At 72.9% G+C, this 16,055-nt stretch carries 15 protein-coding genes and 2 pseudogenes; 14 read left to right on the forward strand and 3 right to left on the reverse strand.

The window, feature by feature from the left end:
- Positions 1 to 65 precede the first annotated feature (65 nt).
- The 7 genes from AC27LF_RS42165 (at position 66) to AC27LF_RS42195 (ending at position 6,793) form a co-directional block, all read left to right on the forward strand.
- Entirely contained in the window at positions 66 to 1,268 is a 1,203-nt protein-coding gene (locus AC27LF_RS42165) for an MCE family protein (RefSeq protein WP_479661858.1), read from the forward strand.
- On the forward strand, positions 1,265 to 2,536 hold the full coding sequence (locus AC27LF_RS42170; protein ID WP_479661849.1) for an MCE family protein: 1,272 nt from the start codon (positions 1,265 to 1,267) through the stop codon (positions 2,534 to 2,536). The genes AC27LF_RS42165 and AC27LF_RS42170 overlap by 4 nt, the downstream gene beginning before the upstream one ends.
- On the forward strand, positions 2,533 to 3,051 hold the full coding sequence (locus tag AC27LF_RS42175; protein WP_479661850.1) for a hypothetical protein: 519 nt from the start codon (positions 2,533 to 2,535) through the stop codon (positions 3,049 to 3,051). Before AC27LF_RS42170 ends, AC27LF_RS42175 begins: the two co-directional genes overlap by 4 nt.
- Positions 3,048 to 3,836, forward strand: a complete 789-nt coding sequence (locus tag AC27LF_RS42180; RefSeq protein WP_479661851.1) for a hypothetical protein — start codon at positions 3,048 to 3,050, stop codon at positions 3,834 to 3,836. The genes AC27LF_RS42175 and AC27LF_RS42180 overlap by 4 nt, the downstream gene beginning before the upstream one ends.
- A gap of 26 nt (positions 3,837 to 3,862) precedes the next feature.
- Positions 3,863 to 4,405, forward strand: a complete 543-nt coding sequence (locus AC27LF_RS42185; protein WP_479661852.1) for a nuclear transport factor 2 family protein — start codon at positions 3,863 to 3,865, stop codon at positions 4,403 to 4,405.
- Positions 4,406 to 4,854: 449 nt separating this feature from the next.
- On the forward strand, positions 4,855 to 5,508 hold the full coding sequence (locus tag AC27LF_RS42190) for a hypothetical protein (RefSeq protein ID WP_479661859.1): 654 nt from the start codon (positions 4,855 to 4,857) through the stop codon (positions 5,506 to 5,508).
- Between the two features lie 67 nt (positions 5,509 to 5,575).
- Positions 5,576 to 6,793 carry a lytic transglycosylase domain-containing protein gene (locus AC27LF_RS42195; RefSeq protein ID WP_479661853.1) on the forward strand — a complete coding sequence of 406 codons (1,218 nt, stop codon included), beginning with the start codon at positions 5,576 to 5,578 and terminating at the stop codon, positions 6,791 to 6,793.
- A 245-nt stretch (positions 6,794 to 7,038) separates the two neighbouring features.
- On the opposite strand, the gene AC27LF_RS42200 is transcribed toward AC27LF_RS42195, so the two are convergent.
- Both AC27LF_RS42200 and AC27LF_RS42205 read right to left on the reverse strand, forming a co-directional pair.
- On the reverse strand, positions 7,039 to 7,776 hold the full coding sequence (locus AC27LF_RS42200; RefSeq protein WP_479661854.1) for a phosphotransferase: 738 nt from the start codon (positions 7,774 to 7,776) through the stop codon (positions 7,039 to 7,041).
- A 256-nt stretch (positions 7,777 to 8,032) separates the two neighbouring features.
- On the reverse strand, positions 8,033 to 8,464 hold the full coding sequence (locus tag AC27LF_RS42205) for a MarR family winged helix-turn-helix transcriptional regulator (RefSeq protein WP_479661855.1): 432 nt from the start codon (positions 8,462 to 8,464) through the stop codon (positions 8,033 to 8,035).
- Positions 8,465 to 8,613: 149 nt separating this feature from the next.
- Here AC27LF_RS42205 and AC27LF_RS42210 point away from each other — a divergent pair, with 149 nt between their 5' ends.
- The 5 genes and pseudogenes from AC27LF_RS42210 to AC27LF_RS42230 all read left to right on the forward strand — a co-directional run bounded on the left by AC27LF_RS42210 (position 8,614) and on the right by AC27LF_RS42230 (position 13,534).
- Entirely contained in the window at positions 8,614 to 10,020 is a 1,407-nt protein-coding gene (locus AC27LF_RS42210) for a DHA2 family efflux MFS transporter permease subunit (protein ID WP_479661860.1), read from the forward strand.
- 183 nt (positions 10,021 to 10,203) lie between these two features.
- On the forward strand, positions 10,204 to 10,653 hold the full coding sequence (locus tag AC27LF_RS42215) for a MarR family winged helix-turn-helix transcriptional regulator (protein WP_479661856.1): 450 nt from the start codon (positions 10,204 to 10,206) through the stop codon (positions 10,651 to 10,653).
- A 104-nt stretch (positions 10,654 to 10,757) separates the two neighbouring features.
- Entirely contained in the window at positions 10,758 to 12,110 is a 1,353-nt protein-coding gene (locus AC27LF_RS42220) for an MFS transporter (protein ID WP_479661861.1), read from the forward strand.
- A gap of 43 nt (positions 12,111 to 12,153) precedes the next feature.
- Positions 12,154 to 12,564, forward strand: a pseudogene (locus tag AC27LF_RS42225) (cysteine hydrolase family protein); the annotation flags it as partial.
- Between the two features lie 244 nt (positions 12,565 to 12,808).
- On the forward strand, positions 12,809 to 13,534 hold the full coding sequence (locus AC27LF_RS42230) for a nucleotidyltransferase domain-containing protein (RefSeq protein ID WP_479661857.1): 726 nt from the start codon (positions 12,809 to 12,811) through the stop codon (positions 13,532 to 13,534).
- A 246-nt stretch (positions 13,535 to 13,780) separates the two neighbouring features.
- On the opposite strand, the gene AC27LF_RS42235 is transcribed toward AC27LF_RS42230, so the two are convergent.
- Complete coding sequence (locus AC27LF_RS42235) at positions 13,781 to 14,521, reverse strand: class I SAM-dependent methyltransferase (RefSeq protein WP_479664530.1); 741 nt, start codon at positions 14,519 to 14,521, stop codon at positions 13,781 to 13,783.
- Between the two features lie 159 nt (positions 14,522 to 14,680).
- Here AC27LF_RS42235 and AC27LF_RS42240 point away from each other — a divergent pair.
- Positions 14,681 to 15,191, forward strand: a pseudogene (locus tag AC27LF_RS42240) (transposase family protein); the annotation flags it as partial.
- Positions 15,192 to 15,345: 154 nt separating this feature from the next.
- Entirely contained in the window at positions 15,346 to 15,696 is a 351-nt protein-coding gene (locus tag AC27LF_RS42245; protein WP_479662431.1) for a VOC family protein, read from the forward strand.
- The last annotated feature ends 359 nt before the right edge of the window (positions 15,697 to 16,055 follow it).

The raw sequence follows: 16,055 nt of genomic DNA on the forward strand, positions 1-16,055 counted from the left end.
ACGGCGACGAGAGCCGGGCGGGCACGGCCGGCGCGGCGGTCGGACGGGGACTGCTCACCGGCGGCATGGCCGTGGGCACGGCAGCGGGCGGACTGCTCGCCGTGGCACTGGGCTTCGCGCTGGCGGTAGGAGCGTTCACCGTACCCCTGCCGCGCTTCGGCGGGATCGAGAACCTGCCGCTGCCCGGCGGCGCCGACCTCGGCCCCCACCCCTACACCGTCACCGCCGAACTCGACGACGTACTCAGCCTCGTCCCGCAGGCGGCGGTCAAGGTCGACGACGTCGCCGTCGGCAGGGTCACCGCCATCGACCTCGACCACGACGGCTGGGCCGCCCGCGTCACCATGAAGATCAACGGCGATGTGCGGCTGCCCGCCGGCGCCGGCGCCCGGCTTGAGCAGTCCAGCCTGCTCGGCGAGAAGTACGTCCAACTCGTCGCGCCCGGCACATCGGAAAGCGCCGGCCGGCTCCGCGACGGCAGTGTCATCCCGCTGTCCCGCACCGGCCGCAACACCGAGGTCGAGGAGGTGTTCGGTGCGCTGTCCCTGCTGCTCAACGGCGGCGGTGTCAACCAGCTCAAGACCATCACCAAGGAACTCGACGCCGCCCTCGGCGGGCGCGAGCCGGAGGTCCGCTCGATGCTCGAACGGGTCGACACCCTGGTGACCGACCTCGACGGGCACCGCGGGGACATCACCGACGCCCTCGACGGCGTCAACCGGCTCGCCGCCACCCTCGCCGGCCGCAAGGACGACGTGGGCACCGTCCTCACCGATCTGTCGCCCGGCCTGAAGACCCTGGACGAACAGCGCGGTTCGCTGCTGACCATGCTGCGCTCCCTGGACAGGCTCTCCGACGTCGCCGTCTCCACCGTCAACGCGAGCAAGGACGACATGGTCGCCGATCTCAAGGCCCTCGCACCCAGCCTGCGGGCGCTCGCGGACGCGGGCGCCGACCTGCCCGACTCGCTCCAGGCGCTGCTCACCTACCCGTTCACCGACGAGGTGCTGCGCGGCATCAAGGGCGACTACCTCAACGTGTACCTGAGCATGGTCGCCGCCCCCGGAACACGGATCATCCCGCCGCTGGTGCCGCGGAGCACACCCACGCCCTCCGCCTCGGCGCAGGCCACACCCGGCACGCCCCGCGGCAGGAGCGCCACCGAGGGGTCAGGCGGGACCGCCCCCGGCACCCGGACCCCGACGGCGCCGCCGCTGCCGCTGCCGTCCGTCACCACGCCCGCGCAGGACGGAGGCGGCACGCCGTGATCACCCTCGCCGTACGCCTGAAGAACCTCGCCTTCCTCGTCATCGCCGTCCTCGTGCTCGGCTTCGTCGGCATCCGCTACGCCGACCTCGGCCGCTACGCCGGCGTCGCCGACTACTACACCGTGGACGTACGACTCCCGCGCACCGGCGGCCTGTTCACCCACTCCGACGTCACCTACCGCGGGGTGTCGGTGGGCCGGGTCGGCCCGATCGGGCTCACCGCGGACGGGGTCGTCGCCGAACTGCGCATCAAGAAGTCCGCGCCGCGCATCCCCGCCGACACCCGCGCCGTGGTGGCCGGGTTGTCCGCGGTCGGCGAGCAGTACATCGACCTGCGGCCCGCGAGCGACGGCGGACCCTATCTCGCCGACGGCGCCCGGATCGAACAGGCCGACACCGAGGTACCCGCGCCCGTCACCGACGTGCTCTCCAGCGTCGACAGCCTCGCCCGGTCCGTGCCGCTGGACGATCTGCGCACGGTCGTCGACGAGTTCGGCAAGGCGTTCGAGGGCCACGGTGACGACCTCCAGGTGCTCCTGGACAACGGCAGTGCCTTCGTCGAGGCCGCCGACCGCGCGCTGCCGTCCACCAGCCGGCTCATCCACGACGGCGAGACCGTGCTGCGCACCCAGGCCGAAGAAGCGCGCGCCGTCCGCGACTTCGCCACCGGGGCCGAGCAACTGGCCCGCGCCCTCAAGGGCTCTGACGCCGACCTGCGCCGTCTGCTGACCGTCGCCCCCGATGCCGCCGGCCAGGTCAGCGGCCTCCTACGGGACCTCGACCCGAGCCTGGGCGTGGTCCTCGCCAACCTGCTGACCACCTCCGAGGTCGCCGTCACCCGGCAGCGCGGCATCGAGGAACTGCTCGTGAAGTACCCGGCGGCCGTGTCCGCCGGAGCCACCGCCGTCGACGGAGGAAAGGTGAACTTCGGGATGGCCGTCACCTTCTTCAAACCCCTGCCCTGCACCGCCGGTTACGGCGGCACCCGCTATCGCGACGGACTCGACCTGGGCACCGCGCCCCCGCTCAACACCGGCGCCTCGTGCACCGCCCCGGCCGCGAGCGGCAGCAACGTACGCGGCTCGGCCAACGCGCCCAGGGGCGGCCCGGTGCCCGACCCGGTCGAACCGCCCTCCCTGCCCTCCGGCGGCGCCGCACCGACCGCCACCGGGGCCCTGCCGGGCGCGCTCGCCCTGGACGGCCTCGGCGACGGCGCCCCGACGGACCTCGCGGCCCTGCTCGATCCGACCGCCGAGGCCGCCCGATGAGGCCCGCCCGGATCATCGCGGCCGCGGGGCTCGCCCTGGCGCTGGGGTTCTGCGGCACCGGCGCGTGGACCTACGCCCAGGCCCGCGGCGACGACGGGCTCGCCTGCGGCCGCCAGCGGGACGCGGCGCTCGCCGACGGGCGGCGCGCCGTCGCCGTGCTCAACACGCTCGACGCCTCCTCGCTGGGGCGGGCGCGGGCGGGCATCCGGGCCTGGCGCGCGGCGTCGACCGGACCGCTCCGGGACGAACTGGGCCGCACCGAGCCCCGCACCGGCGCGTCGGCCCGGGGCACGGTCACCGAGGCCGCCGTCACCGCCCTGGACCCGCGCGCCGGCACGGCCAAGCTGATCGCGGCCGTACGTGTCGAGGTCACGCCGGCCGGGTCGAAGACGCCGACCACGGACCGCAAGCGCCTGGAAGCGGTGCTGGCCCGTACGGCCGCGGGCAAGTGGAAGGTCCAGGCGCTGAACGCGGTGCCGCTCGCGCGGACGGCGACCGAGGAGGACGCCCGATGACGCGACTGCTGCGCGACGGCACGGAGAGCGCGAAGGGGAAGGCGCCGCGGGACGCGGAGACCGAAGCGCCGCGCGACGCGGAGACCGAAGTAGGGGGCGTGGAGGCGGCAGCGGGAGAGGGTGCGGTGGCGGAAGCGTCGCGGGAGGGGGCGGGCCTGGATTCCGGGGCGGAGTCTGAGGAGGGGGTGGGCCTGGTTTCCGAGGCGGAGTCGGAGAGCGGAGCGGGCCTGGCGGCCGAGGGGGAGTCGGGTGAGGACGGGGTTTCCGGTCGGCGTCGTCGTCCGGGTGTGCGCGTGTGGCGGGCCGCGGTCGCCGCGGTCGCCGTGGTCCTCGTCCTCGCCGGCGGCGGCTTCTTCTACGGCGCCCACCGGTTGACGTCCGCCGCGTCGGCCCAGAACCGCGCGCTGACCGACACCGAGGCCACCACCCGTGTCGCGGGGGACGTCGGGAACGGCCTCGCCCGCGTCTTCTCGTACACCCCAGACGGCCTCGACGCCGCCGCACGCTCCGCACGCTCCGTCCTCGACGGCCGGGCCGCCCGCCAGTACACCCAACTCCTCGGCCGGATCCGTGCCCAACTGGCCGAGCAGCGCGTCACCCTGAGCACCCAGGCCGTACGCGTCGGAGTGATCGAACTCGACGGCCACAGCGCCCGGCTGCTGGTCTTCCTCGACCAGGTCTCCCGCCGCGACAAGGCCGCGCCCACCTCGGCGGCGGCCCAACTCACCGTCACCGCACGGCGGGAGCACGACCAGTGGCGGATCGTCGACATCACCACCCGCTGAACGAGCGCGGGAGACGGGAGCACCCCATGAAACGCGCGGTCCGCGCCCTCACCGGAGCCCGGACACTGCCGGCCCTGGCCCTCGCGCTCGTCCTGATCGCGGGCGGGTTCGCGGCCTGGACGGGCTGGGACTGGTACGCCGCGGCGCACGACGACTCGGCCGGGTACGCCACACAGCGCGACGCGGCGCTCGCCGCCGGTGAACAGGCCGTGCAGAACCTGAACACGCTCGACCACCGCGACGTCGAGCGCGGCCTCGATCTGTGGGAGTCCTCGACGACCGGTGACCTCCACGATCAACTCGCCTCTGGACGCAAGGAGTTCGCCGCCCAGGTGCAGACGGCGAAGACCGTCACCACGGCGCGGGTGCTGTCCGGTGCCGTCACCGAACTCGACGACCGCGCCGGCCGCGCCCGGATCCTCGTCGCCCTGCGGGTGTCCGTGAAGGCGTCCGGCGCACGGAGCACCGACAAGGACAGCCGCCTGCTCGGCGAACTCACCCGGACCGGCGGCCGGTGGAAGCTCAGCGCCCTGGGCCAGGCGCCCGTGGGCGGCACATCAGCCGGCTGACCCGGACCGCGCCGCGCGCCGGCCGGCCGCACGAGAGGACGACACAACCGATGTCGACGACCCGTCACCACATCAACCGCGAGCGTCGGCGCCAGGCCCGCGAGGCCCGGCCGCCGGCACCCGCGTCCGTGTCCGGGCCCGGGACCGGTCCGGGCGGGCCCGCCGACGAGGCCCTGCCCGCCGCGGCCCCACCGGGCCCGCCCCGCTCCGGGCTCGCGGTGCTGCCCGAGCGCGCCACGTCGCCCGCGTTCCCCCGCCGGTCGGCGGCCGTCGATACCCCGAATCCGGACAGCACGGACGGCACGGACCGGGCGGACACGGCGGCCTCGGCGGACCGGGCGGACCGGGCGGACGTGGCGGGCCGGACGGAGGGGGAAGAGCGGGCGGACGGGGGAGACCGGGCAGGCGCGGCGAACGGGGGAGACCGAGAGGGTACGGACGCGGCGGACCTGGCGGGCGCGGAGGTCCGGGCGGGCGCGGCGGACGGGGCGCGTACATCGGAGGCGGCCGACTCGGCGGGCGCGGCGGGCGGCCGGAAGCGGAGCCGCCGTCCCTCCCGCCGTGTGGGCCTCGCCCTGCTGTGCCTGCTGACCCTCGTCCTCGGCGGCTTCGCCGGCTGGGCGCACGCCCGCGCCGAGGCCCTTCGCGACGACCCGGCCCTGCGCAACACCGCGCTGAGCGACCCCGCCCGCACCAGCGAGATCAAGGGGGAGACGGCGAAGGCGGTCGCCGCGCTCTTCTCCTACGACCACGCCGATCCCGCCGCCTACGAGAAGGCCACGAAGGACCTGCTCACCGGGAAGGCCGTCGCCCAGCACAAGGCCCTGCTCGCCGGCGTCCGGGCCCGAGCCGACCAGCAGAAGGCGGTGATCACCACCACCGTCACCGACAGCGCGGTCGAGCGCATCGACGGCGACCGGGCCCGCGTCCTGGTCTACGCCGACCAGAGCAGCGTCAGCACCGCCGGGGGCAAGAGCGCGGCGGACACCAAGGACAAGCAGGCCGCGGACGGCGGCAGTTACGCCGGGGCCATGCTCGCGGTCGACGTGGTACGCCGCGACGGACGCTGGCTGGTCTCCGGCATCGACACCTTCGGCCGCTGAGGGTTCCGGCGCCACCGGCCGGGGCGCCGGCACCGGTGTCCGGCCCATCGACAAGGGAGCGACAGCCATGCCCGTACGCCGCGTACGCCGCCCGCAGGACCGGACCCTACGGGGCCTGCGGGCCACCGCCATCGCCGTCGCGGCCGTGGCGGTCCTCACCGCCTCACAGGCGCCCGGCCTCGTGTCACGCCCCGACGGCGGCCCCGGCCGACGGGCCGCCGATGACGCGCCCACCCCGGCCATGAACACCCCGTACGCCGATCCCGCCCCGCCCGGCGACGGCTCGTACCACACCGAACTGCCACCCCTGACGACACGTCAGGTACCGCGCGACGCCGGGGAGATCACCCGGATCAACGCCGAGTCCGGCATCCCGGCGACCGTGCTGCGCGCCTACCGCGCGGCCGAGAGGGCCGTCGCCCGTACGGACCCGGGCTGCCGGCTGCCCTGGGAACTGCTCGCCGCGATCGGCAAGGTGGAGTCGGGCCATGCGCGCGGTGGTGCCGTCGACCGGGCCGGCACGACCCTCGGCCGGATCACCGGACCGGCCCTCGACGGGCGGGGCTTCGCCCTGATCAGGGACACCGACGGCGGCGTCCATGACGGCGACCCGGTGTACGACCGGGCGGTGGGGCCGATGCAGTTCCTGCCCTCGACCTGGGCCCGGTGGGGCGTCGACGGCAACGGCGACGGCCGCGCCGACCCCGACAACGTCTTCGACGCGGCCCTGGCGGCCGGGCACTATCTGTGCGCGGGGGACCGGGACCTGGCCAGGGCCGCAGACCTGGACCGGGCGATCCTCAGCTACAACTACTCGCGCACCTATCTGAACCTGGTCCGGCAGTGGCTCGACTTCTACCGGCGGGGCGTGCACGGCGTGCCCGATGGCGAGGGCGTCGTCCCGCGTTCCCCGGGCGCCGGCAGCGACACCCCGGCGACCGGGCCAGTGGACGGCACGGGCGGCGGCGGGATCGTCATCGGCCCCGACCCGGGCGGCCCCACCCCCACCCGCTCCCCTTCGCATTCGCCGAGCCCCGGCCCGTCCCCGTCCGCGACGGGCCCGGAACCGTCGCAGTCGCCCGGGGAGCCTCCTGCGCCGGACCCTTCCGACTCCCCGACCGGGGGCCACTCGGCCACACCGGACCCGACCGGAACCGCGACGCCCACCCCGGATCCGAGCGACCCGACACCCGAGCCGTCCTGCCCCGATTCCTCCCCGAGCCCGTCCCCCTCCGGCCCCACGGACGACACCCCGGCCTGCGCACCGCCGACACCGACGCCATGAACCCCCGACCCCGCGGACCGCCCGGCACACCCGCCTGGCCATGCGTCGACGCCGTCGGCTTCTTGCCGCGCCGCGACGACCAACCCGTCCAGCCTTCCGCAGGCGAGAAGTTCACGGTGCAGACAGGCGAAGTCCTCGCCCCAGCCGACCTCGTGGCGAGCCGGTCGATCGCGGCGGCGGCGGGACGGACCATGGCCTCCAGACAGAACTGGTGCTGCTCGGCCGGCTGGACGGTGTCCGCGGCCTCACCTCAGCGTCCGCTCCAGTTCGTCCCGATGAAGGGCGACCCACTGGTGCGCCCTCCGTACCTCCTCGACCACGCCGGCGGCGCGCAGCCGGATCATCGCGGCGTTCCCTGCGTCGGCCGCGGTGTCGATGCCGTGTGCGCAACGGTCCTGCCACCACAGGACGGTACGCACCAGAGAACGCCGGTCCGCCAGCCCGTAGCCGTCGGCGACCAGCCGCATCCGCCGGGCCGCATCGGCGACATCGGCCACCTCGGGACCGAGCCGCAGATACTGCCAGCACACATGGGCGACGTCGTGGATCCGGTCGCCGGGCGCCGCGAGGTCCCAGTCGATGAACGCCACCGGCCGCAACTGCCCCCCGACCCGCCGATACACGGTGTTCCTAGGTGAGAGATCGTTGTGGCACACGACCTCCCGCTCGCCGGCCGCGGCACTGCCGGCCGTCAGGTCGTGGAACTCGCGCACCAGCCGCGCCACCGCCAGCAGGCTGTCGTCCGAGAACACGGAGTCGGGTTGACGGGGTTCCCAGGCCACATACCCGTCGAGATGGCCGAGCGTTTCCCGGCCCTCCTCGTCCAGCCCGAGCCACCGTGGCGCTCCGCTCCAGCCACGCGACTCGAACAGCCTGAGCAGATCGCTCACGAAACCCGTCCGGTCCGAGGCCGGACGGCGCACGGTGTCCCCGATCCGTACGACGGCGTTGACGAACCCTCCGGGCAGGGCGGACTCGGACATCCCTCCACTGTGCCGCATCGTCGTCCCCGTGCCCAGCCGAGGCCACCGGCGGCACGTCAACGGCCCGCACGCGCGTGTTGCCGCTCGTCGTGTATCGGTGACGGGCCGTGCGTGTGACGACGTGTGTCGGGCGCTACCTGCGGGACACGGTTGACGTGGGCCGAGCCGCTGCCGAGCGACAGTTCGCCGGGGACCGTGGACATGTGGGAGAGGGCTACCGGGAGGGTGTGTGTGGTTCCCGGTCGTGTGGGTGGGCTCAGGCTGTCGCCTTGCGGATGTGGGCGAGCAGGGCGCGCAGCCGGTCGCGGTCGTCCGCGTCGAGCGCGGCCGTCGCCTCGGCGAGCGCCAGCCGGTCCACCTCTTCCGCCTCACGATGGCAGCGCAGACCCTCGTCGGTGAGGCGCAGCAGGAACGCCCGGCGGTCGTGCGGATGCCGCACCCGCTCCACCAGACCGTCGCGTTCCATGCTGTCGACGATGCTGGTGGTGGTCCGCGCCGCCACCCCCGTCATCTCGCTCAGGTCCCGCATGCGCAGCGGCCGTTCGGCCCGGGCGAGCATCCGCAGGGCGCGCAGCCGGGCGACCGAGGCGCCGCTCGCCCGCAGCCGGGTCTCCACGAACTGCCGTAGCCGATGGGTGGTTTCGTACAGCTCGTCGATCAGGACGTCACTGCTGTCGTGCACTGCCATGTCACTTCCCCGCTTCGTTTGACGCTCCATTCTATGAGTACGCGCATAGTGAGTATGCTCAGCATGTGCCCTCGTCCCGATCGTCCCGACGCCGTCCCGTCCTCTCCCTCCCCTCCCTCCGGCTCAGCCAGCGCCTGGTCGTCCCGGTCATGTGTGTCTGTGTGACGTTCCTCGCGATCGTCGACGGAGCCATCACCACCGTGGCGCTGCCCTCGATCGCCCGTCAGTTCGGGCTGACCACCGCCGCCCTCGACGGGGTGGTCGTGGTCTACCCGGTCTGTCTGGCCATGGCCATCCCCGCCTCGGCCTGGCTGGTCGAGCGGTTCGGCGGCAAGCGCGTGCTGCTCGCCGCGCTCGTCGGCTTCCTCGGTTCCTCGGTGCTGTGCGGCGCCGCCGCCGGCCTCGGCCAGCTCGTCGTCTGCCGCGCGGTGCAGGGCCTGTCCGCCGGGGTGCTGTTCCCGGCCGCCGCGTCCCTGTTGTTCGTCACCTTCAACTCCTCGGAACAGGTGCGCATATCCCGGTACATGATCATCCCGCAGCAGATCGCGCCGGCCGCCGCGCCCGTACTCGGCGGCTTGCTGGTGGACCAGTGGTCCTGGCGGTGGGTGTTCTACGTCAATCTGCCGCTGGGCCTGCCGGTCGTGCTGTTCGGCGTGCTGTTCCTGGACCGGCACCGGGGCCACCGGCCGGGCCGCTTCGACCTGCCCGGGCTGCTGCTGAGCGCGGCGGCCCTGGGCGCCCTGATGTTCGGCGTCTGCGAAGGACCCAACCGCGGCTGGTCCTCGGCGACGGTGATCACCGCCCTGGTCCTCGGCGCGGTGCTGCTCGCCGCGGCCATCGCCTTCGAACTGCGCACCACCGAGCCGCTGTTGAAGCTCCGCCTCTTCGCCGACCGGCTCTTCCGTGACACCAACCTCATCAGCCTGGTCGGCCTGGTGCCCATCATGGGCGCCATGTACCTCGGCCCGCTCTTCCTCCAGCAGGGGCAGGGCCGTACCGCGCTGGAGTCCGGCACCAGCACCTTCCCCGAGGCATTCGGCGTCCTGCTGACCGTTCAGGTCGTCGGGGTCTGGTACGCGCGCATCGGTCCGCGGATCATCATCGGCTGCGCCATGGCCGGCGTCAGCGCCGTCCTGCTGCTCTTCGCCACCTGCGACCAGGACACCGGTCTGTGGACCTTCCGCGGCTACATGTTCCTCCTCGGCGTCGCCATGGGCGGTGTGTTCATGCCGACGACGGTGGCCTCGCTCGCGACCCTCGCCCGAGGCGACCTGGCCCAGGCGTCCACGCTGAACACCGTCGTACGCCAGAGCGGAGGCGCCCTCGCGCCGGCCGTGGTGACCACCGCCCTGGTCCTCGGTACGCCCGCGGCCGCCGCGGCCCACCCGCCGCTCTCCGCCTATCAGCACGCCTATCTGGCCCTCGCCGTGATCGCCGCGGTGACCTCGGTGTTCGCCTTCACCCTTCCCGACGGCCCGGCCCGCGCCGCCGCCCGCGGCACCACGGCGTCGAACACCCCGACCGGGGCGCCGCGCCGCCACGAGAGCGCCCGTTGACTCCTTGCTGCTCGCGCCCGGTTCATGACCGCAGGGCCCGGTGCGGCGGCCGGCGCCGGCGGCCCCACGCCGGTGGCCGGCCGCCCGGCAGTTCGAAAAGGGCAAGCAAAGGCAGGTAAAGCTGCACAAAGAAAGTACAGGGAAAACTGTACAGGCGAGCCTGCGTAAATTACGGTCGATCGCATGAGCAACGACCGCGTTCAGCCCTCGGAGTCGGCCGTACGCGCCGCGCAGGACGTCCGAGTGGTCGTGGGGCGCCTGCGCCGCCGGGTGCGCCATGTCTCCGAAGCCGACGACATCACCCTCTCCCAGGTGTCCGTGCTCGCCCGGCTCGTCAAGGACGGCCCCGCCGCGACCAGCACCCTCGCCGCCGTCGAGGGCGTCCGCCATCAGTCCATGGCGGCCACCGTCGCGGCCCTCGACCGGCTCGGACTGGTGGAACGCCGACCGGACCCGACAGACCGCAGGCGCCGGCTCGTCGCCCTCACCGACGCCGGCCGTGCCCGCGCGGAGGGCGACCGGCAGGCCCGTCAGGAATGGCTGGCCGCGGCGTTGCAGGAGCGGTGCACCGAGCAGGAACGGCAGACCGTGATCGAGGCGATGGCCGTCCTGGAAAGGGTGATCCACGCGTGAGCGGCCCCGGCACTCCACGGCACTCCACCGACTCCGCCCAGCAGGGCGCGGCGGGGACGGGCGAACGCCCGGCGGAACGCTTCGACCGCAGGCTGATCCCCCCGATGATCGTCGGTTCGATCCTCAACCCGATCAACTCGACCATCGTCGCGGTCGCCCTCGTGCCCATCGGCGTGGCCTTGGGCGCGCCACCATCGCAGACGGCCTGGCTGGTCTCGGCGCTCTACCTCGCGACCGCGCTCGGACAACCCGTCGTCGGGCGGCTCATCGACCTCTTCGGGCCACGGCGGCTGTTCCTGATCAGCACGTCACTGGTCGGCATCGCCGGTCTCGCCGGCACCCTCGCCCCGAACCTCGGCGTGCTGATCGGCGCCCGCGTCCTGCTCGGCTTCGGCACCTGCGCCGGATACCCGGCCGCGATGTCCCTGCTGCGCAGCGAGGCCGAACGGACGGGCAACGACAGCCCGGCCGGGGTGCTGACCATGCTCGCGATCGCCGGCCAGACCATCGCCGTGATCGGTCCCTCCCTCGGCGGACTGCTGATCGGCGTGGGCGGCTGGCGCGCCACCTTCGCCCTGAACATCCCGCTGGCCGCGGTCGCCCTGCTGCTCGGCGCGCTCCGTCTGCCCAAGCCGGCCGGCCCCCGGCCGGGCAGCGGCCGTGACGCCGCCGCCGAACTGGATCTCCCCGGCATGGCCCTGTTCGCCGCCCTGCTCGTCACGCTGCTGCTCTTCCTGATGAACCCACACCCGAGCACCTGGTACCTGCCCCTGATCACCGTCGCGGCGGCCGTCGCCTTCACCCTGCGCGAACTGCGCACCGCCGTGCCCTTCATCGACCTGCGGGTCCTGCGCGGCAACACACCTCTGCTGGCCACCTACGCCCGTGGCCTGGTGGCGTACACCGTCTCCTACGCCTTCTTGTACGGCTTCACCCAGTGGGCCGAGGAGGGCCGCGGCCTGTCACCCTCCCAGGCCGGACTCGTACAACTCCCGCTCTTCCTCATGGGCATCGGGATATCCGCGCTCACCGGCCGCCGCAAGAGCATCCTCGGCAAGCTCGTCGTCGGCGCCGCGGGACAGCTCGTCGCCTGCGCGCTGATCCTCCTGCTGGGCGCCGCGAGCCCGGTCTGGATGCTGCTCGTCGTCGCGTTGATCTTCGGTGTGCCGCAGGGGCTCAACAACCTCGCCTTGCAGAACTCGGTCTATTTCCAGGCCGACCGCGAGCGCATGGGCTCCTCCGCCGGACTGCTGCGCACGTTCATCTATCTGGGGTCGATGATCGCCTCCGTCGCCACGGCGTCTGCCTTCGGGCAGCACGCCGACACCGCCGGACTGCACCATCTCGCCTGGTTCATGCTCGCCGCCGGCGCGGTGTTCCTGCTCCTGACGCTGGGCGACCGCGGACTGCGGCGGTCCGCCGCCGAGGCACGCGCGAGCGAGCGACCGGACACTTGACGGGAGGGGGACGCCGCGCAGACACAGCGCGTTCTCCAGCCCGGGGCACCCCGAAGTCGGCCCGCGCAATGGGACGTTCGCCAAGCTGCCCCCGGACGCGTTCACCGCGAGCGACCCCGGTGCCGAGATACATCCCGATGTCGCGCCGATGCCCGGCGAGACCGTCGTCAGCAAGAACCGTGTCAGCGCCTTCGCCGGGAACGACCTGCACCAGATCCTCGTCGCTCAGGGCATCGGGCGCCTTGTGCTCGCCGGCATCGCGACCGGCGGAGTCGTCCTCGCCACCGCCTGCCAGGCCGCCGACCTCGACTTCCGGCTGACCTTCCTCGCCGACGGCTGCTCCGACCCCGATCCGGAACTCCACCGGATGCTCGTAGAGCGGGTCTTTCCCCGCAGGGGCGAGGTCACCACCGTCGACGCCTGGAGCAGGACGCTCACCGTCCCGGCCGGCTGAGCGGCCACCATCGCGCCCATGACCGGGTCGGTGGCCGCAACCGTTGACGCCGGCGACGTGCGGGCCGCGGATCTCTCCCGCGCCCGCGTCGCGGTCCTTTGTGCCGTAATCCCCTCGGGGTCGGGCCCGAGGGCGTGGTATGTTGCCGGACTTTGTTCGCTTCGGAAGGAACGGCATGGGCATCCCCTCGTTGCACAGCGGGTTTCTCAGCGACGTGGTTCCCCGGATTCGGCAGGACCCGCGCGTGAGTGGTGTGGCCGTCGCGGGGTCGATCGCGGGGGGACACCCCGACACCTACTCCGATGTGGACCTGATCGTGGTCGTCGACGACGACGCGTTCGACTCGGTCATGAAGGAACGGCTCGCGCTGATCGGTTCCTGGGCCGCCCTGGTGGCCGGATTCACCGGCGAGCACGTCGGCGAGCCACGCCTGATCGTCACGCTCGTCGGACCGCCCCTGCTGCACGTCGACTTCACGTTCGTACGGGGCTCGGACTTCGCCGAGCACGTCGAGGACCCGGACGTCCTGTGGGACCGGGACGGCCACCTGGCCCACGCGCTCGCCACACGTGTGCCGACGCCCCCGTCGCTCGACCTCCAGTGGATCGAGGACCGGTTCTGGATCTGGGTGCACTACGGTGCGACAAAACTCGGCCGCGGTGAACTGTTCGAAGTCATCGGCTTCCTCACCTATCTGCGCGAGACCGTGCTGGGCCCGCTGGCCGCCCACCGGGCGGGCACGCCGCCGCGAGGCGTGCGCCATCTCGAAACCATCGCACCGGACGAGGCGCACGACCTGCGGGCGACCGTGTGCGGTTACGACCGGCAGGACGCCGGTCGGGCGCTCCTCGCGTGTGTCGAACTGTACCGGCGGTGGCTCGACGACGCCGACGTGGCGGTCCGACGCCGCCGGGACGTCGAAAGGCTCGCCGTGCAGTACCTGCACACCGTCATGGACCGGACGCAGTGACCGAGTGTGCGGCGGGCACGGTGTGCCGCCGCCTCTGCCGGGCAGCAGCCGCCCGCCGAGGAGCACGGCGCAGGCGCCGACGGCCATGAGCCCGCCCACGTGAGGTTTGCCGCGGTTGGCCTGTCCGTCCTCGTCAAAGACCGTCTACGAGCGGCACCGGCGGTGGTCGGCGGACGGGACGTGGGACCGGACAGGCCCTGGGCCTGCCCGGTGAGGGGATGCCTTCACGTCTCGGCGCGGCGGAACTCACGGTTTGTGGGTCACCCAGAGCAGTTCCGCCGGCCAGCGGTGTGCCCAGTCGGGTGGGTCGGTCTCGTTGTAGCCGTTGGGTGTTCCGGGTCCGGGCCGCGGCTCGATGAGGTCGTCGATGATGAGGCCCGCGCCGCGCAGGACCCTGACCCAGTCGCCGTAGGTGAGCTGATAGCTGGTCGCGCCGTCGTCTTCGGCGATGGTGTTCAGCCCGAAGTAGTCCTTCTGCAGCGTCGTGGTCACGCGGCCGGCGGCTTCGTCGTAGCAGGCTTCGAACCATGGGCTGGCGACGTTGAACACCAGGCGCCCGCCTCGGCACAGGACCCGTGCGGCCTGCGGGACGGCCAGGTGCGGGGGCGCCCAGCTGAGCCCACCGAAGTCGCAGAACACCAGGTCGAAGCTGTCGGCGGCGAAGGGAAGCCGCTCGGCGGCGCCCTGCACCAGCGGGTAGCGGGCCGCTCCCATCGCGCGGGCCGCCGCGGCGAGCTGGGCTTCGGACAGGTCGAACCCGACCACGGCGGCCCCCTCGGCGGCGAGCGCCCTGGACCACTGGCCGGCGCCGCAGCCGAGTTCGAGGACGCGCTTGCCGGTGACGTCGCCCAGGGCGCGCAGGTGCGCGTCGGGGATGGAGTACATGCCCCACAGCCGGGGTGCGGCGCCGATCTGCGGGTCGTGCTCGTGCTGGTAGGCGCTGCTGATCCGGTTCCAGAGCCGCCGGTTGGCGGGGATGCTGTCCACGTGCCGACTTCAGCACTACCTGCCGGGGGCGGTCAACACGATAAGGGCACTGGCCGGCCCTCGCCTCGGTCCGGCCCTGGCTCGGCCCATGATCCGCCGGACGGGCCCTGGCGGTCCCTCGTCTTCCGGCCACGATGAAATGATCTCGGTGTTGCTGGTGTGATCACGGCGTCGGAGCGGTCCTGGACAGCCTCGTTCACCGGGCCCGAGCCCGCGCTGTTTCGGCAGGTAAGACGCGGCGCGGGCGGCTGTGGGGCGTGCCGTCGCAGGACCGGGTGCTGCTGGTCGCGGCGTACTGGCACACGGTCCTGACCATGCGCCGACCGGCCCGCTGTTCGGGATGTCCACGTCGGCGGCGGGCCGGATCATCGATCACCTCGGGCCGATGCTCGCCCTCCGGCCCCGCAAACGGTTCGCGAAGAACACCGTGCTGATCGTGGACGGCACCCTGGTGCCCACCCGCGACCACACCGTCGCCGAGCAGTCGAAGAACTGTCGTCACCTGCCACCAGGTCGTCGTGGACGCCGGCACCCGCCTCGTCGTGGTGATCCGGCCGGCCACTGCTCGGCAACGGCAACGGCAACGGCGGCGTGGGAGGAGTCCGGCGCGAAGGCCGCCGTCGGCATGGTGATGACCATCGCCGACGGCGGCTGTCCCGGCACCGGGCTCACCGGCGCCGCGTGGGGCGAGTCGTCCGGGCCGGATGCGTGCCCCGACAAGTACCGCAGCAGGCCCGTGCCCGCGTCCAGTGCCGCATCAGCCGATGTTCGCCTCGGTGCGTCGTCGGTATTGTCGGCTCGCCGTGATCCGACAGAATCGACGTGTGCTGAGAGTGGGATCTGTGGTGATGGGCGTCTCGGATGTGCCGCGCGCGGCCGCGTTCTGGATGGAGGCCCTGGGGTACGTCGCGCGCGAAGAGATGGAAGACGATTGGGTGGTACTGGTTCCGGCGGAAGGGACCGGGATCCAACTGTCGCTCGGCCTCACTGAGACGCCGCTCCAGGAGCATCCGCGGATCCATGTGGACCTGTATGCGGGCGACGCGGCCGATCAGACCGCCGAGATCGAGCGGCTGGTGTCCCTGGGTGCGCGGCGGGTCGACTGGGACCTCTATCCGGACGACGCCGACTTCGTCGTGCTCGCCGATCCCGACACTTCTAACTACCAGTTCTGAGCATACGCGCACGTCAGAGAACACAGAAGCCCCGCACGGCAGTTGAGCCGCACGGGGCGTTTTGCTGTCTGCGAGTGGCTACGCGCCCCGCTCCAGCTCTCCTGGCACGGGGCCGTGGGCGAGTTCCGCAGCGTGGTCGGGGCACGCGTAGAGGGTCGTTCCGGGGCCGCTGTTGCTCTGGTCCAGCGGACTGCCACGGGTGCGTTCGTGAGGGTGTGGCACTTGATGCACAGCGCCACGCGTCCGGCGAGGACGGTCGGGAACGGTTCTTCGGCGGTCACGCTGCCACCCGCTCTCGCTTCACGAGGCTGCCGAGCGGCAATGTCGGATAGTCGTAGTCCACGCCGATCGCGGCGAAC

It is taken from the genome of Streptomyces diversicolor, assembly GCF_057537855.1.